Source organism: Herbiconiux sp. UC225_62, assembly GCF_042694625.1.
GTDB lineage: Bacteria > Actinomycetota > Actinomycetes > Actinomycetales > Microbacteriaceae > Herbiconiux.
Genome location: NZ_CP170551.1, coordinates 4,057,588 through 4,078,359, shown reverse-complemented (window position 1 = coordinate 4,078,359; position 20,772 = coordinate 4,057,588). Strand labels below are relative to the sequence as shown.

General features: G+C 69.4%; 18 protein-coding genes and 2 pseudogenes. 13 read left to right on the top strand and 7 right to left on the bottom strand.

The annotated features are described in order from the left end of the window. From ACFJGU_RS19880 to ACFJGU_RS19855, 6 genes and pseudogenes are all read left to right on the top strand, one after another. Window positions 1–666, top strand: a complete 666-nt coding sequence (locus ACFJGU_RS19880) for a GAP family protein (protein ID WP_382305937.1) — start codon at window positions 1–3, stop codon at window positions 664–666. A gap of 86 nt (window positions 667–752) precedes the next feature. Next, window positions 753–2,087 carry a DUF1254 domain-containing protein gene (locus tag ACFJGU_RS19875; RefSeq protein WP_382305935.1) on the top strand — a complete coding sequence of 445 codons (1,335 nt, stop codon included), beginning with the start codon at window positions 753–755 and terminating at the stop codon, window positions 2,085–2,087. 13 nt (window positions 2,088–2,100) lie between these two features. Then, entirely contained in the window at window positions 2,101–3,561 is a 1,461-nt protein-coding gene (locus ACFJGU_RS19870) for a DUF2252 domain-containing protein (protein ID WP_382305933.1), read from the top strand. Window positions 3,562–3,613: 52 nt separating this feature from the next. Then, a complete protein-coding gene (locus ACFJGU_RS19865; RefSeq protein ID WP_382305932.1) occupies window positions 3,614–4,105 on the top strand; it encodes a hypothetical protein in 492 nt (163 codons plus the stop codon). Between the two features lie 30 nt (window positions 4,106–4,135). Then, the gene (locus ACFJGU_RS19860; protein ID WP_382305931.1) at window positions 4,136–5,128 is read left to right on the top strand and encodes an LLM class F420-dependent oxidoreductase; all 993 of its coding nucleotides are present in this window, start codon (window positions 4,136–4,138) and stop codon (window positions 5,126–5,128) included. Between the two features lie 7 nt (window positions 5,129–5,135). Further along, window positions 5,136–5,934, top strand: a pseudogene (locus ACFJGU_RS19855) (GNAT family N-acetyltransferase). Window positions 5,935–6,172: 238 nt separating this feature from the next. On the opposite strand, the gene ACFJGU_RS19850 reads toward ACFJGU_RS19855, so the two are convergent. Next, complete coding sequence (locus tag ACFJGU_RS19850) at window positions 6,173–6,916, bottom strand: SDR family NAD(P)-dependent oxidoreductase (RefSeq protein WP_382305929.1); 744 nt, start codon at window positions 6,914–6,916, stop codon at window positions 6,173–6,175. Window positions 6,917–7,033: 117 nt separating this feature from the next. On the opposite strand from ACFJGU_RS19850, the gene ACFJGU_RS19845 reads away from it, so the two are divergent. Continuing rightward, a complete protein-coding gene (locus ACFJGU_RS19845) occupies window positions 7,034–7,678 on the top strand; it encodes a TetR/AcrR family transcriptional regulator (protein WP_382305928.1) in 645 nt (214 codons plus the stop codon). Here the strand turns inward: ACFJGU_RS19845 and ACFJGU_RS19840 are convergent. The 3 genes from ACFJGU_RS19840 to ACFJGU_RS19830 are packed head-to-tail and all read right to left on the bottom strand — an operon-like array spanning window position 7,675 to window position 10,068. Further along, complete coding sequence (locus ACFJGU_RS19840; protein WP_382305926.1) at window positions 7,675–8,676, bottom strand: aldo/keto reductase; 1,002 nt, start codon at window positions 8,674–8,676, stop codon at window positions 7,675–7,677. The two genes, ACFJGU_RS19845 and ACFJGU_RS19840, sit on opposite strands and share 4 nt — an antisense overlap. Then, a complete protein-coding gene (locus ACFJGU_RS19835) occupies window positions 8,673–9,131 on the bottom strand; it encodes a MerR family transcriptional regulator (RefSeq protein ID WP_382305924.1) in 459 nt (152 codons plus the stop codon). Before ACFJGU_RS19835 ends, ACFJGU_RS19840 begins: the two co-directional genes overlap by 4 nt. Window positions 9,132–9,183: 52 nt before the next feature. Continuing rightward, complete coding sequence (locus ACFJGU_RS19830; RefSeq protein ID WP_382305922.1) at window positions 9,184–10,068, bottom strand: fumarylacetoacetate hydrolase family protein; 885 nt, start codon at window positions 10,066–10,068, stop codon at window positions 9,184–9,186. 97 nt (window positions 10,069–10,165) lie between these two features. Between ACFJGU_RS19830 and ACFJGU_RS19825 the strand changes: the two genes are divergently transcribed. The 3 genes from ACFJGU_RS19825 (at window position 10,166) to ACFJGU_RS19815 (ending at window position 14,190) form a co-directional block, all read left to right on the top strand. After that, on the top strand, window positions 10,166–11,395 hold the full coding sequence (locus ACFJGU_RS19825; protein WP_382305920.1) for a PrsW family intramembrane metalloprotease: 1,230 nt from the start codon (window positions 10,166–10,168) through the stop codon (window positions 11,393–11,395). Between the two features lie 57 nt (window positions 11,396–11,452). Beyond that, window positions 11,453–11,827, top strand: a complete 375-nt coding sequence (locus ACFJGU_RS19820; RefSeq protein ID WP_382305919.1) for an FKBP-type peptidyl-prolyl cis-trans isomerase — start codon at window positions 11,453–11,455, stop codon at window positions 11,825–11,827. A 125-nt stretch (window positions 11,828–11,952) separates the two neighbouring features. After that, window positions 11,953–14,190 carry a HelD family protein gene (locus ACFJGU_RS19815; RefSeq protein WP_382305917.1) on the top strand — a complete coding sequence of 746 codons (2,238 nt, stop codon included), beginning with the start codon at window positions 11,953–11,955 and terminating at the stop codon, window positions 14,188–14,190. A 29-nt stretch (window positions 14,191–14,219) separates the two neighbouring features. On the opposite strand, the gene ACFJGU_RS19810 is transcribed toward ACFJGU_RS19815, so the two are convergent. Together ACFJGU_RS19810 and ACFJGU_RS19805 are read right to left on the bottom strand one after the other, a co-directional pair. Beyond that, window positions 14,220–15,578 carry an MFS transporter gene (locus ACFJGU_RS19810; protein WP_382305915.1) on the bottom strand — a complete coding sequence of 453 codons (1,359 nt, stop codon included), beginning with the start codon at window positions 15,576–15,578 and terminating at the stop codon, window positions 14,220–14,222. Continuing rightward, window positions 15,575–16,627, bottom strand: a complete 1,053-nt coding sequence (locus tag ACFJGU_RS19805) for an isopenicillin N synthase family dioxygenase (protein ID WP_382305914.1) — start codon at window positions 16,625–16,627, stop codon at window positions 15,575–15,577. The genes ACFJGU_RS19810 and ACFJGU_RS19805 overlap by 4 nt, the downstream gene beginning before the upstream one ends. Window positions 16,628–16,824: 197 nt before the next feature. Between ACFJGU_RS19805 and rpsO the strand changes: the two genes are divergently transcribed. After that, the gene (rpsO, locus tag ACFJGU_RS19800) at window positions 16,825–17,094 is read left to right on the top strand and encodes a 30S ribosomal protein S15 (RefSeq protein WP_022898789.1); all 270 of its coding nucleotides are present in this window, start codon (window positions 16,825–16,827) and stop codon (window positions 17,092–17,094) included. Between the two features lie 96 nt (window positions 17,095–17,190). Here rpsO and ACFJGU_RS19795 read toward each other — a convergent pair whose 3' ends face one another. Continuing rightward, on the bottom strand, window positions 17,191–18,555 hold the full coding sequence (locus ACFJGU_RS19795) for a DUF222 domain-containing protein (protein ID WP_382305912.1): 1,365 nt from the start codon (window positions 18,553–18,555) through the stop codon (window positions 17,191–17,193). Window positions 18,556–18,808: 253 nt separating this feature from the next. Here ACFJGU_RS19795 and ACFJGU_RS19790 point away from each other — a divergent pair. Both ACFJGU_RS19790 and ACFJGU_RS19785 read left to right on the top strand, forming a co-directional pair. Then, window positions 18,809–20,003: pseudogene (locus ACFJGU_RS19790) on the top strand (LLM class flavin-dependent oxidoreductase). A 2-nt stretch (window positions 20,004–20,005) separates the two neighbouring features. Further along, window positions 20,006–20,668, top strand: a complete 663-nt coding sequence (locus ACFJGU_RS19785) for an FMN reductase (protein WP_382305910.1) — start codon at window positions 20,006–20,008, stop codon at window positions 20,666–20,668. The last annotated feature ends 104 nt before the right edge of the window (window positions 20,669–20,772 follow it).

The window sequence follows — 20,772 nt, the reverse complement described above, 5'->3', positions numbered from 1 at the left end:
ATGGCCGAGGCGATCGGACGATTGCTGCCGCTCGCGGTGGCGTTGGCGATCAGTTCGGTGCCCATCCTCGTCACCGTGCTGATCCTGCTCTCACCCAACGCGCGTCGCTCGGCGTTCCCCTTCCTCATCGGGTTCGTGGTCGGGGTCGCCGGGGTGTTCGCGGGCTGCATCGCGTTGGCGCAGGTGATCCCGGCGCCGGTGGTGCGGCATCCGCAGCAGGCGCTCGGGATCGCGTTGATCGTGATCGGGGTGGCCCTGGTGGTCCTCGCGGTGGTCACCGGAGTGCGATCCCTGCACTCGGAGTCAGCGGGGGTACCGCGCTGGATGAACCTCGTGTCGGGATTCGGGCCGCTGCGCTCGGCGGGACTGGGCCTGCTGCTCTGCTTCCGCCCCAAGTCGATCCTGCTCTGCGCGGCCGCCGGCCTCTCGGTGCGCGGCGAACGGCTCTCGCCGGCCGAACTCGGAGTGCTGGTGCTGGTCTTCACCCTTCTCGCGACGAGCACCGTGATCGCGCCGATCATCGTGGCGGCGGCCTCGCCGCAGCACGCGCAGAGCTGGCTGCGCACGATGCGGCACTGGATCGAGAAGAACAGTTCGACCGTCACGACCCTGATCCTGCTGATCATCGGCGTCGTCGTGGCCGGTGATGGCATCACCCGGCTCTGACCGTTCCGGTGGATCACCCGGTCGGGATGACGACAGCGGATCCGCCCTCCGATTGACTCCCTGCATCGACCCTGGAGGAACGACGAATGACAGCGACAGATCCCGTCGAGATCCGCGAACGGGCGGCTGAGGCCTTCACCTACCTGTACCCGCTCGTCACGATGGACGTCACACGGATGCAGCTCACCGACACCCGTGACCCCGCCGCCATCGGGCGCAGCGCTCCGAACACCTTCTCCCACGTGCAGCAGTTCCCGCCGGCCGACTTCCGGAGCGTCGTGGCGCCGAACTTCGACACGCTGTACAGCGTCGCGTGGCTCGATCTCGAGGACGGCCCGATCGTGCTCGACGTCCCGGACTCCGGCGGCCGGTACTACCTGCTTCCGATGCTCGACATGTGGACCGACGTGTTCGCGGTTCCCGGCAAGCGCACGACGGGCACCAGGACCGGCTCCTTCGTGATCGCAGGACCCGACTGGAGCGGGAGCGTGCCGCCCGGGACGCAGCTCATCAGAGCCACGACCTCCGCGGTGTGGCTGATCGGGCGCACGCAGACGGACGGTCCCGCCGACTACGACGCGGTGCACCGCTTCCAGCGGGGGCTGACGTTGCGCGCGCTCGACGGCGGCGAGCTCTCGCACGACGTCCGGGCATCCGTCGCGCCGCCAGGCCTCGACCTCACCGGCGACCCGCTGCACATCGTGAACGGGCTGCCGGCGATCGACTACTTCGGCTATGCGGCACGGCTCGTGCAGCTCTACCCGCCACATGCCACCGACTTCTCGGTGCTCGCGCGGATCGCCCGCATCGGCTTCGTGCCGGGTGACGACTTCGACGGGTCCGCATTCGACGCCGACGGTCGGGCCGCTCTCGAGGCCGGGAAAGCGGATGCGCTGGCCCGCCAGCTCGCCGAGCTGCCCACGCTGGCCCGGGTGGCGAACGGCTGGTCGATGAACACCGACACCATGGGCGTCTATGGCAACTTCTACACCAAGCGCGCCATCGTGGCGATGGTGGGTCTCGGAGCCAACCCGCCGGAGGACGCCGTGTACCCGATCCTGGTGGCCGACTCCGATGGATCGCCCATCGTGGGCGAGAAGTCCTACGTGCAGCACTTCGAGAAGTCGGAGCTGCCCCCGGTCGGCGCCTTCTGGTCGGTCACCATGTACGACTCCGACAGCTTCCAGGTGGCGAACCCGCTGAACCGCTTCGCGCTCGGGGACCGCGATCCGCTGGTCTACGGCGCCGACGGCTCGCTCGACCTCTACTACGGTCCCACCGATCCCGGCGGCGACCGCACGGCCAATTGGCTGCCCGCGCCGGCCGGACCGCTGCGCATCATCATGCGCTTGTACGAGCCCGCAGCGGCGGTGCTCGACGGCGCTTGGAACCCGCCGGCGCTGAAAGCGGTGGCGCTCTGATGGAGGAACGACGATGACCACGAACACGCTTGTGAGGATCACCCCCGACAACGGCGTGCCGCTCTGGCGCAGCAACGCCGAGCGCATCGACCTCGGCCGTTCCGCTCGGGCGTTCTCGCCGCGGCGCAGCCACGCCACCTGGCGGCCCGCCGAGGACCGCACGGACGTCGTGACGATTCTCGAGAGGCAGGCCGAATCACGGGTGCGTTCGCTCATTCCGGTGCGCTACCAACGCATGCTGAGTTCGCCGTTCGCGTTCTACCGCGGCGGAGCGGCCATCATGGCGGCCGATCTGGCGGCCCTGCCCGACTCGGGCATCGTCACCCAGCTCTGCGGCGATGCGCACCTGGCGAATTTCGGCCTGTTCAAGACCCCCGAGCGCTCGTTGATCTTCGACCTCAACGACTTCGACGAGACCGCGCGGGGGCCGTTCGAATGGGATGTGAAGCGGCTCGCGGCGAGCTTCGAGATCGCGACCCGATACCGGGGATTCCGCGACGCCGACCGGCGGGCGACGGTGCTCGCCGTGGTCGGGGCGTACCGCGGTGCGATCCGGCGCGCCGCCGCCGGGCGGGTGCTCGACAGTTGGTACGAGCGGTTCGACGTGAGCGAGGTGCGTGCCCTCCTGCGTGAAGCCGCGGCGTCGGGCGCCGCGAAGCGCAAGCAGGTGCGTCGCACCGAGTCCACCATCGAGTCGGCGAACGAGCACGACAGCGCCCGGGCGTTCTCGAAGCTGGTGCGGGAGGTCGACGGGCGACTGCGGTTCGTCTCCACGCCGCCGCTGATCGTGCCGGTCGAGGAGCTGCCGCCGGAGGAGGGCGGATTCGGCGACGGCGACCTGATCGACGACCGGGTCGCCATCCCGGCCCTCCTCCGCAGCTACCAGTCCACACTGCTCGACCAGCCGCATCCGCTGCGCGAGTTCAGCTACCACCACCTGGCCCGGAAGGTGGTGGGCGTCGGCAGTGTCGGCACGCGGGCGTGGGTGATCCTCCTCCGCGGAACGGATGCGGACGATCCCTTGCTGCTGCAGGCCAAGCAGGCGCAGCGGTCGGTTCTCGAGCAGGGAACGGAAACGCCCGAGTACGAGAACCACGGCGAACGCGTCGTACGCGGGCAGCGGCTGATGCAGGCCGCGAGCGACTCCTTCCTCGGCTGGCAGCGGGTCGACCGAGCCGACGGGACGTCGCGGGACTACTACATCCGGCAGCTCAGCGACGGGAAGGCCTCGATGGACATGGAGCGTGCCGAGCCCGCCGGCGCCCTGCTCTACGCGCGGCTCTGCGGGGAGACCCTCGCCCGGGCCCATGCCCGCGCCGGTGCGCGTCTGGAGATCAGCGCCTACCTTGGTGCCCGCGACGTGTTCGACCATGCGGTGGCCGAGTTCGCGGAGCACTACGCTGATCAGAACGACGCGGACTACGAGAGCGTGCGGGCCGCGGCCGCGTCGGGGCGGATCGCGGCGGCCCAATAGCGATCCCGGGCCAGCGCGGATCCGGCCAGGGCGGATGGAGTCGAGGCGGGTGGTGTCGGAACGGACCCTGCGTCAGACCCTCGTCACGCCCGAGCTCGTCTCCGGGATCGTCCTCGTCAGCGTCTTCGTCGCCGTCGCCGACCAGAACGACGGCGTGCTCGACGTCTTCGCCATCACCGTGCTCAGCGTGCTCGTGTTCTGGTTCACCGAGGTCTTCGCGCACACCGTGGCCGAGCAGCGCCGCCGCGCCGCCGACGGCTCCGTCGACCTCGACACCTCGCTCCGGATCGCTTTACGGAAATCGCGCGGCTTCCTGTTCGCCGCGATCCTGCCGACGGTCTTCCTCGTACTCGGCCTCTTCGGCGTCAAGGAGGGGGTCGTCGCCTACTGGGCGGCTCTGTGGGTGGGGGTGGCGTCGCTGGCCGTGATCGGCTGGATCGCATTCGAGGGTCGTGGCATCCGCTGGTACTGGCGGGTCGGGGGAGCGCTCGCCACCGCATGCCTCGGACTGCTGGCCGTGCTGCTGAAGATCCTGGTGCACTGACTCCGCGGCTCATCGCGTTACGATCGGCGCATGCGCTTCGGTCTCTTCGTTCCCCAAGGTTGGCGTTTCGATCTGGTGGGCATACCCGCCGAGGAGCACTGGAGCACGATGCGCTCCATCGCCGCGCACGCGGATGCCGGCCCGTGGGAGTCGGTCTGGGTCTACGACCATTTCCACACCACCCCGGTGCCCAGCGAGGAGGCCACGCACGAGGCCTGGACCCTGATGAGCGCGCTCGCGGCATCCACCTCCCGCGTGCGACTCGGGCAGATGTGCACCTGCGCGGGCTACCGCAATCCCGTCTACCTCGCGAAGGTGGCGGCCACGGTCGACGCGATCTCGGGCGGCCGGGTGGAGATGGGCATCGGTGGCGGTTGGTACGAGCACGAGTGGCGGGCCTACGGCTACGGGTTCCCGGAGATCGCCGAGCGGCTCGGCATGCTCGACGAGACCGTGCAGATCTTCCGCGCGGCGTGGACCGACGGGATCGTCTCGCACGAGGGGAAGCACTTCACCGTCGACGGCGCGATCGTGCGGCCGCTGCCCCTGCAAACGGGTGGCATCCCGATCTGGGTCGCCGGCGGCGGCGAGAAGGTGACGCTGCGGATCGCGGCGCAGTACGCCGACTACACGAACTTCGCCGGCACGCCCGAGGAGTTCGACCACAAGAGCGCCGTGCTCCGCGCGCACTGCGAGCGACTCGGCCGCGACTTCGGCGCCATCACGCGCACCACGAACTACGCCGCGGTGGTGGGGGAGACCGAGGCGGAGGTGGAGGATCGCCTGCGGATCATCGAGGAGCGGGTGGCGCCCTACCTCGGGGAGAAGACGACCGCGACGTTCATGCAGGCCTACCGCGGCGCCGGCGCCCTCGGCGTCGGCACGGTCGAGCAGGTCACCGAACGACTCGCCGGCATGGCCGAGCGGGGACTGGACTACAGCATCATCTACGCACCGGAGGCCGCCTACGACCTGTCGGGCATCCGCCTGCTCGAGCAGCGGGTCATCCCCGCCCTCTCCTGACGACTGCGTGACGACCGTGACCACCGACGACCTCCTCGCCGCCTACGACGACCAGCTGCGCACGGACGCGGAGACCCCGAGCGCGATCGCGGTCGCCCGGCTGGGGCCGCTGCGCCTCGTGACCTTCGCGAACGGGCGCGGCTTCGTGACCTATCGCGACCTCGGCGGAGCGGACGCGGCGGAGATCCGTCGGCTCGTGGCGGACGCGTTCGCGCACTACGACGCCGATCCGGAGATCACCCGGGTGGAATGGAAGACCCGCGGGCACGACCACGCGCCGGGACTCCATGACGCGCTGCGGGAAAACGGCTTCGTCGCCGACGAGCCGGAGTCGATCATGATCGGTTCGGCCGCAGCGCTAGCGGTCGACGTCCCGCTCCCTCCCGGCGCGACGCTCCGCCGCGTGACGGAGGAAGCCGACGTGCGCGCGATGAGCGCCATGCAGGACGAGGTCTTCGGCGACGAGCCCTCCGACGAGATGGCCGACGCCCTGCTGCGCCGGCTCGGCTTCGACGACGGCATGGAGCTCTGGGTGGTCGAGGCGGAGGGCCGGATGGTCTCGGCGGGCCGCCTCGAACCGGTGGCCGGAACCTCGTTCGCCGGCATCTGGGGCGGGGCGACCCGCGAGGAATGGCGGGGACGCGGCCTGTACCGCGCACTGACCGCGACCCGCGCCCGGTCGGCGATCGCGGCCGGCAAATCGCTCATCCACAGCGACTCGACGGAGTACTCGCGGCCGATCCTCGAGCGGTCGGGGGTTCGTGAAGGTCTCGACCACGACGCCTTATCGGTGGCGGCGCCCGTAGCGCTCCGCCCGCCGGTGCTCGGCAGACAGGAGGATGTCCCGGGCACGGGCCGCGGGCCCGGGACATCCGTTCGGTGGCGGGTGGGACCAGCCGATGTCTGCTTGGCGCATATCCGGAGACCGCCTGAAACCCGGTGTTCCCGCTCTTACCTCTCGGCAGACCGGAGGGCCGTGATGTGCTGCTCGGCCCTCACGAACTCCGACCGGGCAGCCCCGCCGCCTGTGACGAGGTCGGCCTATCAGCTCTGATCGGTGGGCCGGATGAGGATCTCGTTCACCGCGACGTGTGCCGGCTGTCCGACCGCGTAGAGCACGGCGGCCGCGATGTCGGCGGGCTGGAGTGTGCGCATCTGTGTCGCCAGCTGCGCCGCCATCGCCCGCGACCCCTGATCGGAGATGTGGTCGATCAGCTCGGTCGAGGTGAATCCGGGCTCCACCACGACCACCCGCACACCCCGCGTCGTGACCTCTTGGCGGAGCGACTCGGAGAAGGCGTTCACGCCGAACTTCGTGGCCGCGTAGACACCGGCGCCCGCGTTGGCGATGCGCCCGGAGGTCGAGGAGAGCTGCACGACCGTGCCCTTGCTCTCGAGCAGGTGGGGGAGCGCGGCGTGGGTGGCGTACATCGTGCCCAGGAGGTTGGTGCCCACCATCCGTTCCCACTCCGTGGTGTCGGCGCCCTCGATCAGGCCGTTGAGCATGACGCCGGCGTTGTTCACGAGCACATCGAGGCGGCCGAACCGTTCGACGGTCGCCGCCACGGCCGCGCGAACGGATGGCTGGTCGGAGACGTCGAGCTCGAGCGGCAGCACCTCGCCCTCCGCGCGCTCGGCCACGGTCGCGAGCCGGTCGAGCCGGCGCGCACCGGCGGCGACCTTCGCGCCGGCCGCGGAGAGCGCGAGCGCCACGGCTTCCCCGATCCCGGATGACGCGCCCGTCACGAGTGCGACCTTCCCGCTCAGCGTCTGGCTGGTGTTCGACATGTCCGTCACTATTTCGATCTCCTTGAGTTCCGGGTCCGTAATCGGACCACTCGGTCACTTTGATCGTATCGGCCGCGAGACAGTAATCGGACCACGTGGTCAGGTTATGCTTGAGCCATGAGCGAACGCGTTCCCGCCACCATCCCCCAGCAGGAACCGCTGCTGCGCGTCGACGCCCGGCGCAACCGCGAGCGGTTGGTCGCGGCGGCCCGTGACCTGCTGGCGCGCGAGGGCACGGAGGTGTCGATCGCCGACATCGCTGCGCAGGCAGGTGTGGGCAAAGGGACCGTCTTCCGGCACTACGCTTCGAAGGATGCGCTGGTCGCCGAGGTGGTGTGCGAGGTACTCGAGGCCCTGCTCTCGCGCGGTCGCGAACTCGCGAGCACTCTCCCACCCGCCGACGCGTTGCGGGCGTTCATGACCGAGGCCGTCCACCGACAGGCCGACGACCGCGCGTTCTGCGAGGTCGTGGCGGGGGCCTCCGCCGGCAACGAGCGGGTGCAGGAGTCCATCCGGCGCTTGCACGAGCTCGTCGACGAGCTCACCGCGCACGCGCGGGAGGCCGGCGCGATCCGCGCCGACGTCACGGGAGACGACATCGCGCTCCTGGTGAGCGGCATCTACCAGACGGCCGCCCCACTCGCCCGGACCGACCCCGGTCTCTGGCGGCGCTACCTCGCGCTGACGCTCGACGGCCTGCTGCCGCGACACGCGCATCCGCTGCCGCATCCCTCACCCCGGCTGGCGGCCCGGGTCTCCTAGCGATCGACGCCCGGGGCGTGCTCCACGACGTCGCGGCCGCCCACGATCTCGTCGTCGGGCAACGCCTCGGCGAGGCGCGCCAGGTCAGCGGCGTCGAGGCGGAGCCCCGCGGCGGCGGCGTTCTCCTCGAGCCGGCGGCGGCTCCGGGTTCCCGGAATGGGCACCACACCCTGAGCCATCAGCCAGGCCAGGGCGATCTGGGCGTTCGACACGCCCTTCTCCGCGGCGATGGCGTTCACCCGATCGACCAGCGCCAGGTTCGCCGCGATGGCGTCGGGCTGGAACCGCGGCAGGCCCCGCCGGGCGTCGTCGAGATCGAGGTCGTCGACCGAACGGATGTCGCCCGTCAAGAAGCCCCGGCCGAGCGGAGAGAACGCCACGAAGCCGATGCCGAGTTCGTCGGTGGTCGCCTTCTCCTCGTTGTGGAGCACGTCGCGGGCGAAGAGCGAGAACTCCGATTGCACGGCGGCCAGCGGATGCACGGCGTGCGCCCGGCGGATCGTCGCGGCGGAGGCCTCCGAGAGCCCGATGTGACGCACCTTGCCTTCGGCGACCAACTCGGCCATGGCGCCCACGCTCTCCTCGACGGGCACAGCCGGATCGACGCGGTGCAGGTAGTAGAGGTCGATCACGTCGGTGCCGAGGTGGCGGAGCGAGCGCTCGGCGGCTTTGCGGATGTAGGCCGGCGTGCCGTTGCGGCCGTGCACGGTGCCGTCGTCGTCGGTCTCGGAGGAGGCCTTCGTGGCCAAGGTCACCTGGTCGCGGCGATCGCCCAGGGCACGGGCGATGAGCTTCTCGTTGAGGAAGGGGCCGTAGGCCTCCGCCGTGTCGATGAAGGTCACGCCGAGGTCGACGGCGTGGCGCAGCGTGGCGATCGACTCGGTTTCGTCGCTCGCGCCGTAGAAGGCGCTCATGCCCATGGCGCCGAGGCCGATGGCCGAGACGCTGAGGCCGTCGCCGAGAGGCGCGGTGGAAACGGGTGGGGTGAAGGTGGTCACGGGAGCTCCTGGGAGGTCGGGGTCGGGAGGGATGTCGCGGTCTGGTCGTCGGAGGCGACGACCGCCTGGTAGGCCGCGATCTTCTTGTCGAGGGCAGCCAGGTGTGCCTGGGTGCGGACCAGCTCCGCGAGCACCCGGTCGCGATGGCTCTCCAGCACGATCAGCCGTTCGGCTTCGGTCCCGGCCGCGCGGCTGAGCTCGGCCATCCGGCGCACGTCGGTGATGCTCATGCCGGTCTCGCGGAGCATGATCAGGCCCGCGATCCAGTCGAGATCGGTGCGGGTGTAGCGGCGGCGGCCGCCGGGGTCGCGCGGCGTCGGGTCGAGCATCAGTCCGGCGCGTTCGTAGTAGCGCAGCGTGTCGATGCTCAACCCGGTCGCCCGGGCGACGTCACCGATCGACAGTCCGTCGTCGGGCACCGCCACGTCGAGTGTGGGAAGGGTTACGGGAGGCATGCCTCCATCCTGCGACCTGGAGTGCGCTCCAGGTCAAGCGGTGGAGGAGTTCTCAGTCCTCGATGACGCGGCAGTGCGTCGTGAGCTGGCCGATGCCGTCGATCCAGATCGTGACGGTGGAATGGTTCTTGAGGAAGATCTGCGGCTTGCGCGAGTAGCCGGCGCCGGCCGGCGAGCCGGTCGAGATCAGCGTGCCGGGCAGCAGTGTGGTCGATTGCGAGAGCACACTGATCAGCTTCGCGACGCTGTGGATCATCTCGCTGGTCGACGAGTCCTGCACCGTGCGCCCGTCGAGCACGGTGCCCAGCCTCAGATCCTGCGGGTCGGGCACCTCGTCGGCGGTGACCACGACAGGTCCGACCGGGGTGAACCCGTCGAAGCTCTTGCAGCGGATCCACTGGGCCTCGCTGAACTGCACGTTGCGGGCCGTGATGTCGTTCACGATCGTGTAGCCGAACACGTGGTCCAGCGCATCCGCGACGCTCACGTCTTTGGCCGGCTTGCCGATGATGACCCCGAGCTCGGCCTCGTAGTCCACCTCGGAGCTGAGCGACTGGGGCCAGCTCGTGGTCCCTTCGTGCGGCGCGAGCGAGCTCGGCCAGAAAGCGAACACGGTCGGCGCGGCCGCCATGTCGAGGTTCAGTTCGGAGGCGTGCGCGCCGTAGTTCAGCCCGATCGCGATGATCGCGGGCGGGCGGGAGACCGCGGGTGCGTGCTCGAAGTCGGAGAGGTCGAGTGCGTCGTGCCAGTCGTGGTCCGCTGCGGCGGCCCGGAGGCGGTGGAGCTCGGCGTCGCCGCGCTCGATCAGGTCTTGGAGGTCGCGGGGCGGGTCGTCGACCACCGCTCCGACCGGGAGTACCCGGTGCCCGTCGACGAGATAGAAACCCGCCGTTTCCCTTCCGGCTGCGGAACGGGGGGACAGGTGTGCGAATCTCACTCCTCCAGGCTATCGGGCGCGACCGGCGTACAGATGTCGTGCCCGCACAAGCCGCAGTCCACTACGCTGTCGAGTACTGCCAAGGTGAGGATTGCTCTTGACGATTTTCGACCCCCGAACCTCGAACGCCGCGGGGCCGGTCAGCCGGCCCGACGTCGCTCTGCCGCCGCTGCCCGAGATCGCACCGGGTCCGCCGGCGCGCCGGACGAGCACGGGCACGCTGGTGCTGGCGATCGTCGGCATCATCGTGCTCGGATTCGTGTTCCTCGCGGTGGTCGGGTACCTCGTGCTCGGACTCGGTCCGGCGGCCTTCGTCATCTGCGCGATCCTGGCTCTGGTGCCGCTCGCGGTCGTGCTCACCGCGATCACCATCATCGACCGGTGGGAACCGGAGCCGCGGCCCGCACTCTGGTTCGCCTTCCTCTGGGGTGCTGCGGCATCCGTCGCCATCGCCCTGGTCGTCGATTTCGGGGTGCAGGTCGCCGTCGCGGTCGCGAGCGACGGTCACAACACCACGAGCGAGCTCTGGGGATCGGTGATCCAGGCACCCGTCGTCGAGGAGGGCGCGAAGGCCGTGGGGGTGCTGATCCTCCTGCTGTTCTTCCGCAAACAGTTCGACGGGCCGGTCGACGGACTGGTCTACGGCGCCACGGTGGCCGCCGGTTTCGCGTTCACCGAGAACATCCTCTACTTCGGTCAGGCGCTGATCGAGTCGGGCGGCGTGGGCCTCGGCTTCACCTTCGTGCTGCGCGGCATCATGTCGCCGTTCGCGCACGTCATGTTCACGGCCTGCACCGGTGTCGCCCTCGGGTTCGCCGCTCGTCGCAAGGGCTGGCTGAAGGGCGTCGGCATCTTCCTCGTCGGACTCGTGCTCGCCATGGCGCTGCACGCCCTCTGGAACGGCTCGTCGTTCCTGGTGGAGGGCCTCGACGGCTTCTTCCTCATCTACTTCGTCGTGCAGGTGCCCCTGTTCGCGCTGGCGGTGGTGTTCGTCGTGCTGCTGCGGAAGTCGGAGGCCAAGCTCACCCGAGCGAGACTCTCGGAGTACGCGGCGGCCGGCTGGTTCAGCCCCGCCGAGGTCGACATGCTGTCCTCCGGCGCGGGCCGTCGACAGGCCCGGCGTTGGGCCCGCACGCTCCCGGGCGGCAACGGGCCCGCCGCCCTGAAGTCGTTCATCCGCCACGCCACGCGCCTGGCGTTCGTGCGGCAGCGCCTGCTGGTCGACCGTGCGAACATCGCACCGAAGCACGACGAGGCCGAGCTGCTCGACGCGATCCTGGGCGACCGGGTCGCGCTGGCCGCCGCCTCCGCCGGCCACACCGTGTGACGAGCGGATGCCCGCGCGCGCTTTGACCTGACCCCGACGGTGGGATTGGATGGACCCATGACAGATCCCATCGGCACCAAGCCCGAAATCGAATTCCCCGAGGGCCCGGCCCCCACCACTCTCGAGATCGTCGACATCGTCGAGGGCACCGGCGCCGAGGCGACCCCCGGCGCCACCGTCGAGGTGCATTACCTCGGCGTGGAGTACGACACCGGCGAGGAGTTCGACTCCTCCTGGAACCGCGGCGAGACCATCACTTTCCCGCTGAACGGCCTGATCGCCGGGTGGCAGGAAGGCATTCCCGGCATGAAGGCCGGCGGTCGTCGCAAGCTCACCATCCCGCCCCACCTCGCCTACGGGCCCGAGGGCAGCGGCCACTTCCTCGCCGGCAAGACGTTGATCTTCGTGATCGATTTGGTCGAGGTCCCGTAGTCGCGCTCCGCTGAACGTCGAACACCGAACACTGAACACCCCGGATTTCACCGTCCGGAAACCTCGCCTCGGCATCCTCCCGGCAATCCGCGCGTAGAATAGCGTGCTGGATTCTGGGAGGTGCCGTGGCGGAGGAAGAACTGGCGCGCGAGCGCGATTACGTTGCGGGACTCTATGCGCGACTCGACCGTCTACGGGCCGAGGCGGAAGAGGAATTGACCGTGGTGCGCCGCGAGAACGTGGGTGGCAACCACCAGAGCCGCTCCGAGCGCGACGCCTTCGCCCGGGCCTATGAGGACCGCATCCATCAGCTCCGCGAGGTCGGCGAGCGACTCGCCTTCGGCCGCCTCGAACTGATCGACCCGGATGACGACGGATCGCGACTGCGCTACATCGGCCGCATCGGGCTGCGCGACGAGAACCTCGAGCCGCTGCTGCTCGACTGGCGCGCCCCTCAGGCCCGCGCCTTCTACCAGGCCACCGCCGCCACACCGCTGGGCGCCCGGGCCCGTCGGCATCTGACCACCCGCGGGCGCGAGGTCGTGCGCATCGAGGACGAGGTCTTCGACTCCACCCTGCTCGACGAGGAAGGCACGCAGCTGCAGGGCGAGGGCGCCCTGCTCGCCGCTCTCTCCGCGCAGCGCACGGGGCAGATGCACGACATCGTGTCCACCATCCAGGCCGAGCAGGATCGCGTCATCCGTTCCGAACTCGGCGGCGTGCTCGTGGTGCAGGGCGGCCCCGGCACCGGAAAGACCGCCGTGGCACTGCACCGCGCCGCCTACCTGCTCTACACCTACCGCGAACGTCTCGGCTCGAGCGGCGTGCTCGTCGTGGGCCCGAGCCCCGCCTTCCTCCAGTACATCAATGCGGTGCTGCCGAGCCTCGGCGAGACCGGCGTGGTGCTCTCGAGCCTCGGCCAGCTCTACCCCGGGGTCGACGCCCTCGAGGAGGACGCGCCGGCGGTCGCCGCCCTGAAGGGATCGGCCGAGATGGCCGCGCTCGTGCGCCGGGCCGTGCGGTCGCGGCAGCGGGTGCCCGAAGAGGCCATCGCGCTCGAGATCAACGGTGAGAAGCTGGTGCTCGAGCCCTCGCTCATCGCCGAGGCCATGGCCAAGGCGCGCGAATCCGGAAAGCCGTACAACGAGGGTCGCGTGCAGTTCGTCAAGAACGTGCTCGCGCAGCTCACCCGGCAACTGGCCGAGCAGCTGCGGCGTCGGGGCAGCACGGTCGACGACGCCGATCTCGCCTACCTGCGGGAGGACATCCGCACGGCCTACGACGTGCGCGTCGCCCTGAACACCGCCTGGCTGCCGTTGACGCCCGAGAAACTGGTCGAAGACCTGTACGCGCGACCGCAGTGGCTCGCGTCCATCACGGGGCACTGGTCGAAGGCCAAGCGCGAACTCCTGCGGCGGGAGCGCGGGACCGCGTTCACGGTGTCCGACGTCCCGCTTCTCGACGAAGCGGCCGAGCTGCTGGGCGAGTACGACCCGGGCAACGCCGCGGCGCGCCGGGCCGAGAAGGCGCAGCGCAAGCGCGACCTCGAGAACGCGAAGAATGCCATCCGCAACATGGATGTCGCCGGCATCGTCTCGGCCGAGGCCGTGGTGGCCGGGTTCGAGGAGTCGACGGTGCGGCTCACCACGGCGGAGCGCGCGGCATCCGACCGCTCGTGGACCTACGGGCACATCGTGGTCGACGAAGCCCAGGAGCTCTCGCCGATGCAGTGGCGGGTGCTGCTCCGCAAGTCGCCGCTGCGGTCGTTCACGATCGTGGGGGATGTCGCTCAGGCCAGTTCGGCGGCCTCCTCGACGAGCTGGTCGTCGACGCTGCAGCCCTTGATCGGCGAGAACTGGCGTCTCGAGGAGCTCACGGTGAATTACCGCACGCCCTCGCAGATCGTGGACGCGGCGGAGCGCGTGGCGCACGCCAGCGGCCTCACCGTCACGCGCTCCACGTCGGTGCGCACGACCGAATGGCCGGTGACGGCACGGGCGAGCGAGTCGGAGGCGGCCCTCCTGGCCGATGCGGCCGCCGAAGCCCAGGTCTCGGCCGAGGCCGGTGGCACCGTGGCGGTGATCGCTCCGGTGTCGCTCATCCCGTCCTTGACGCCGGTGCTCTCGGATGCCTTCGGTTCGGCCTTCGGTGTCGGCGTCGCCGGCCTGTCGCGCACTGTGGCTCTGCTCGAGCCGGCCGAGGCGAAGGGCCTCGAGTTCGACTCGGTCGTCGTGGTCTCGCCGGCCGGCATCGTGGCGGAGAACACGCGCGGGGCCTCGGCGCTCTACGTGGCGATGACGCGCCCGACCCAGCGGCTGACGCTGCTGCTCGCACCGGGCGAGGAGCCCCCGGCGGGACTCTGACGGCTTCGGGTCGCTACGGCTTCGGGTCGCTACGGCTTCGGGTCGAACGCGTCGTAGGCGCGGAACGAGTGCACCAGGCGCAGGATGAGCGTCGCCGCCACCACGATCACGAAGCCGCCGAGCAGCGGTGGGAACCAGAGTGCGGCGAACACGGAGAGGGCTCCCACGTAGAGGTCGCCGATCCGTGGTCCGCCCGTGACGACCACCGTGAACACGCCCTGCAGCCGGCCGCGCATGTTGTCGGGCACCGCGGTCTGCAGCATCGTGCCGCGGAAGATGGCGCTCACCTCGTCGGATGCGCCGGCGCCGATCAGTGCGAGCGCAGCCAGCACCAGGGCGGGCCGGTTCACGTCGTCGAGCTCCTGTGAGACAGGGGAGCCCGCAGCGGAGGCGACGAGCACGACCACTCCGAAGAGCGCCACGAAAGCGCCGTACACCTGCACCGCGTGGGCGATCGCCCGGCCCTGCATCCGCACGTGTCCGAGTCGCCCGGAGAAGATCCCGGTGAGGGTCGATCCGATCGCGTACGCGGCGGTGAGGAGGCCCACCGTCACGGGGCCGCCACCCAGCACGAGTACCCCGATCGCCGGAAAGAGGACGCGCGGTTGTCCGAACGTCATGGCGAAGATGTCGATCAGGAACGACGCCCGGATGTTCGGGGCGCGCTTCAGGAACGCGAACCCGTACCGCAGCGAGGCGAGGCCCGGGCGCTGGACTTCCCCCTCGGGCAGGATGCGCGGAAGACTCGCGATCCCGAGGAAGGCGGCGACGAAGAGCACGACGTCGACGGAATAGGTCCAGCCGAAGCCGACGGTCGCGACGAGGACGCCCGCCAGGGCCGGTCCGACGGTCACCATGAAGCCGAACGTGATGCCGTTCAGGGCCGCGGCGGCGGGGAGGAGTTCGCGGGGGAGCAGGCGGGGGAAGATCGCGGAGCGGGTGGTCGTGATGACGGTCGCTGCCACGGCGTTCAACGTGGAGAGGGCGTAGAGGGCCGCGACGCTGTCCGCGCCGGTCCAGGCCAGGATCGCGATCGCCGCGGTCGACGACCAGGCCACGATCGCCGCGATCAGAGCGACGGCGCGCCGGTCGAAGGCATCCGCGAGCATCCCGCCGTAGAGGCCGAACACGATCATCGGAACCAGTGCGAACAGCGCCACGCCCGCGACGGCCAACGTCGACCCGGTGAGGCGGTAGATGTCGAGGCCCACCGCCACGATGGTCATCTGGCTGCCGATGCCGGAGATGGCCTGCCCGGCCCAGAGGCGCGCGAACGCGGGACTCGCGCGCAGCGGGGTGAGGTCGGCGAAGGGGTTGCGGCGGCGGGCCGGTTCGGCGGCGTCGGCCTCCGGGACCGGCGTGGGATCGGGTTCGGGGCGGCTGCTCACTCGCCGGCGGGGGCGGGCGCAGACGCCTTCTGCACGAGGTCGGCGTGGTGGATGGCGGCGACGTCGGGGTGCGCGCGCAACCGGCTCTTCAGCACGTTCTCGCCGTAGGTGGTGAAGACCGGGTTGTCGGGATCGGCGGTGATGCCGGTCGCCTCCGCGGCCAGTTCGGCGGGCAGCGGGAGCACCGGGATCGTCGCATCCAGCGCCGGGCTGTAGAAGAACGGGATGGAGATGCGGTCGTCGCCGATGCGCGGCGAGATGACGCGGTGCACCGTGGCCTTGAGGTAGCCGTTGGTGGCGACCTCGAGCAGCTCTCCGATGTTCACGACGAAGGCTCCCGGAATCGGGGGAGCATCGATCCACTCGCCGTCCTTCTCCACCTGGAGTCCGCCCTTGCCCGGCTCCACCAGGAGCAGGGTCAGCACGCCCGAGTCCTTGTGGGCGCCGACGCCCTGCTTCGGCTCGGGGTCGCTCTTGCCGGGATAGCGCACGATCTTGATCAGGGTGGAGGGCCGCTCGGCGAAGGCGGCGTCGAAGACGTGTTCGTCGGCGCCGAGCGACAGCGCCCATTCGCGCAGGAGCGTGAGGCTCACGCGGGTGAGCTCGTCGTACCACTCGGACACGACCTCTTGCAGCTCAGGCAAAGCGGATGGCCACTGGTTCGGGCCTTCGAGGCGCATGTAGTCGGGGGTGTCCGGGGTGATCTCGACCGGTTCGCGCTCGGTGCCGATGTCGATCTGCTCGCGCCAGTCGACCTTGCCCTGGGTCAGCTCGCCGCCCACTCGCGTGTATCCGCGGAAATGCGGGCTCTTCAGGTTCTCGATCGCCATCTTGTCGGCCTCGGGGAGGTCGAAGAAGCGGCGTGCGGTCACCATGACGCGGTCGATCAGGTCGTGCGGCACGCCGTGGCCCACGAGATAGAAGAAGCCGTAATCGTGGGTGGCCTCGCGGAGCTCGGTGCGGAAGGCGTCGGCCTCCGCGTCGCCCTGGCTGAGGCGGGAGAAGTCGAGCACGGGAAGGGTGGCCGTGCTGAGGGTGTTCTGAGTCATGAAGTAATTCCGTTCCGTCAACGACCAACGCGATACCACTATGGAGTGTTCCCACTCCGGAGTCGATTCGGCGGCCCGAATGTTACGAGCACGTTTCTGGTAGGATCTACAGGTTGCCGTGAAGACGGCCGCGGATAAAGAGAGCCACAGCATCCGGCTGACTGGCACCGCGCAACGAGAGAAAGGGGATCCCATCTATGGCACTCGAAGCAGACGTCAAGAAGGCGATCATCGAAGAGTACGCGACCCACCCCGGTGACACCGGATCCCCCGAAGTTCAGGTTGCGATCCTGACCAAGCGGATCAAGGATCTCACCGAGCACCTCAAGGAGCACAAGCACGACCACCACTCGCGTCGTGGTCTGCTGCTGCTCGTGGGGCAGCGCCGCCGCCTGCTGGGTTACCTGCAGGACATCGACATCGACCGCTACCGTTCGCTCATCGAGCGACTCGGTCTGCGTCGCTAGTCGACCGGCACTTCGCGCCTCACGATCTACTTCAGAAGGCCGTCACCCTGCGGGGTGGCGGCCTTCGTCGTTCCGCCTCACGTCTTGGCCTGCCCATCACCCCACCCCTTCGTCGGGCCCCGCCGCGGCGGCCGGTACGAAGATCGGTCGCGCTGAACTCCGTCTGGATGCAGACGGTCTCGTGACGTAGTGCCTTCCCGTGGGCGAGCTCCATTCCAGCGTTCGTCCCGGGCGTGCGACCACCCTCCAGCCGCTCGAATCGTGTTTCAGGTGATGGTGCTTCGGACAGAGGTGGTGCAGATTGGCGCGCCCGGTCTCGCCACCGTGTGCCCAGTCGGTGGTGTGATCGACCTCGCACGATTCGGCGCGCCGGTTGCAGTTCGGGAACCGGCAGGTCTCGTCGTCGAGTAGCAACGCGAGACGCAGGTCGGGCGGAGGCCGGTATCGAGTCCGCCCGACCGAGAGCGTCTCTCCGGTCTCGGGGTGCGTGAGGATGCGGACGAAACTCGGTGCTCGCGCCGCGAGCCGGCGAGCCGTGTCGATGTCGATCGGCCCGAAGCCGTGCAGTTCCGCCTGACCGCCGTCGTGCCCGAGCAGAGACAGCGCGGGCACCGTCACGATCACCGTCGGCACGACGCCAAGGCACTCGTCATCGATGGTGAACGCGCCGTAGTCGGCCCCGAGCGACTCATCCTCGCCAGCCCGTGTGTCGACCGGTGGATCGTCCCCCTCCGAGTGGTCGGCAACGGCGACCGTGTCGTCGGCTGCGACAGGCGGCGGGGAACCGGCTGTCCGTGCGGCACCCCGACCGAGCAGGAGAGTCGTGAGCGCATCGGCGCGGAGCTGCGCATGCGTGCGTGATTCCGTCGCCGTGTGCGCCGCGCGGGCCATGCGGCTCAAGCGGGTGTCGATCGCCACAGCGGCCACGGCCGGGAGGTGACAGGTCAGCCAGGCCATGCCGTCGGCATCCGGCGTGAGCACCACGTCACGGTCGGCGGTCGCGGCTCGAGTACGCACCTCGATCGATTCGGGGTGGAGCCGCTCGCGTTCACGACGTGCGATGCGTTCGAAACGGGCGGCTGTCGTGGCTTCCGCTTCCGGCAGGAGCGCGAGTTCGAACGAGCCGCGCGCTTCACGCGGAATCGGGGACGCAGCCTCCACCATCTTCTGAGCGTGACGGTAGCTGATGGCACCGCTCGACAGCGCCTCGAGAGTGGCCGGAAGCGTGTGTACGAGGGTCTCGGCGTCGTTCAGAAGACGGATCACCGTCCCTTCCGGAACGCGGATGGCGCACGAGATCTCCGCGACGAGCGAGCGCATCGCCAGCCCATGCGCATCCGACCGCGACTCGGCCAGCCGCAACCTCGTCGCCTCCGCCAGCAGCACGGCAGTGCGCGCTGAAGACGCCGCCCGGATCGCCTCCTCGGCGACCAATTCGTCGAGGATGGCGTCGATCCGCATCCCACTCTCATTCATGAGATTAATTCAATCACCACCCTCCGACACTGGGCTCGGAGTGACTTCGCAGGGCCGGCTGAACCGCGGCCGAAGGATGCGCCTTGCTCGTCCATGGGGGCAATCTGAATGCGGCGATCAAGGCGAAGCCAGCCCTAAATCTGTGGTGGGAATAACTTCGACCTCCGGTTGTTGTAGTCAATGTTCATGCAAACGCATTGAATTGAAAACTTCAGCAGAGAGACGCAGCGAGGTCGACATGCAGTTCGGAATCTTCACCGTCGGGGACGTCACCACCGACCCGACGAACAACACCACCCCCCACCGAGAACGAGCGCATCAAGGCCATCCTGACCATCGCGCAGAAGGCCGAAGAGGTCGGCCTCGACGTCTTCGCCCTCGGCGAGCACCACAACGAGCCGTTCGTCCCGTCGAGCCCCACGACGATGCTCGGCTACGTCGCGGCCAAGACGGACAAGCTCCTCCTCTCCACCGCCACCACGCTGATCACCACGAACGACCCGGTGAAGATCGCCGAGGACTACGCGATGCTCCAGCACGTCGCCGACGGCCGCGTCGACCTCATGATGGGTCGCGGCAACACCGGCCCCGTCTACCCGTGGTTCGGCAAGGACATCCGTCAGGGCATCCCGCTCGCCATCGAGAACTACGCGCTGCTCCGTCGCCTGTGGGATGAGGACGTGGTCGACTGGGAGGGCCAGTTCCGCACCCCGCTCCAGGGCTTCACGAGCACCCCGCGCCCGCTCGACGGCGTCGCGCCGTTCGTCTGGCACGGCAGCATCCGCAGCCCTGAGATCGCCGAGCAGGCGGCCTACTACGGCGACGGATTCTTCGCGAACCACATCTTCTGGCCCAAGGAGCACTTCCAGCGCCTGATCAACTACTACCGCCAGCGCTTCGAGCACTACGGTCACGGCAAGGCCGACCAGGCCTTCGTCGGCCTCGGCGGTCAGGTCTTCATGGCCAAGAACTCGCAGGACGCGGTGAACCAGTTCCGCCCGTACTTCGACAACGCGCCCGTCTACGGACACGGCCCGAGCCTTGAGGACTTCACCGAGCAGACCCCGCTCACCGTCGGCAGCCCGCAGCAGGTGATCGACCGCACGCTCACCTTCCGGGAGACCTTCGGCGACTACCAGCGCCAGCTGTTCCTCATGGACCACGCCGGCCTGCCCCTCAAGACCGTGCTCGAGCAGCTTGACCTGCTCGGCGAGCTCGTGGTACCGGTGCTCCGCAAGGAGCTCGACGCCAAGCGCCCGGCGCACGTGCCGGACGGCCCCACCCACCAGAGCGAGATCGAGCGGATGGCCGCCCGCGAGGCCGCCCGTCAGCTCGCCGACGTCGACGGCCAGTCCGCCGTCGCCGCCGAAGCGGTCCGCGCGGAGGGCACCTCCACCCACACCGGCGCCGCCTTCGGCATCAAGGGAGCCTAGTCATGACCGACATCACCGAGAACACCACCCAGGGCGCGACCGCCCCGAAGCAGCTCGTCGCCATCTCCTCGGGCCTCAGCCAGCCGTCATCCACCCGACTGCTGACTGACCGGCTCGCGGATGCGACGGTCGCCGATCTCCGCGACCGCGGCGTCGACGTGGAGCTGCGCACCATCGAGCTCCGCGACATCGCGCAGGACATCACGAACAACCTGGTGACCGGATTCCCGAGCACCAAGCTACAGAGCGCCCTCGACGCGGTCGCCGGCGCCGACGGTCTGATCGCGGTGACGCCGATCTTCACCGCCAGCTACAGCGGCCTGTTCAAGTCGTTCTTCGACGTGATCGACAACACCGCCCTCACGGGCCTGCCGACACTGATCGCCGCCACCGGCGGAACCCCGCGCCACTCGCTGGCGCTCGAGCACGCCGTGCGACCGCTGTTCAGCTACCTGCGTGCGCCGGTCATGCCCACGAGCGTCTACGCCTCCTCGGAGGACTGGGGGAGCGGGGCGGATGGCGTCGCCTCCCTGCCCGATCGCATCCACCGCGCCGCGAGCGAACTCGCCGACGCGGTGCAGCGATCCGACCGCTCCAGCCGGGTCGTCGACCCCTTCGCGCTGGACGCTTCGTTCAGCCCGGTCGGCGGTTACGGAGCGCAGTAGCCCCGACGGATGCGAGGCGGATGCGGGCGACCGGCCCGACCGGAACCGGCCTCGCATCCGACATTGCTGAGTTAGGCCCATGCAGGCACATGATCGTGCTTACA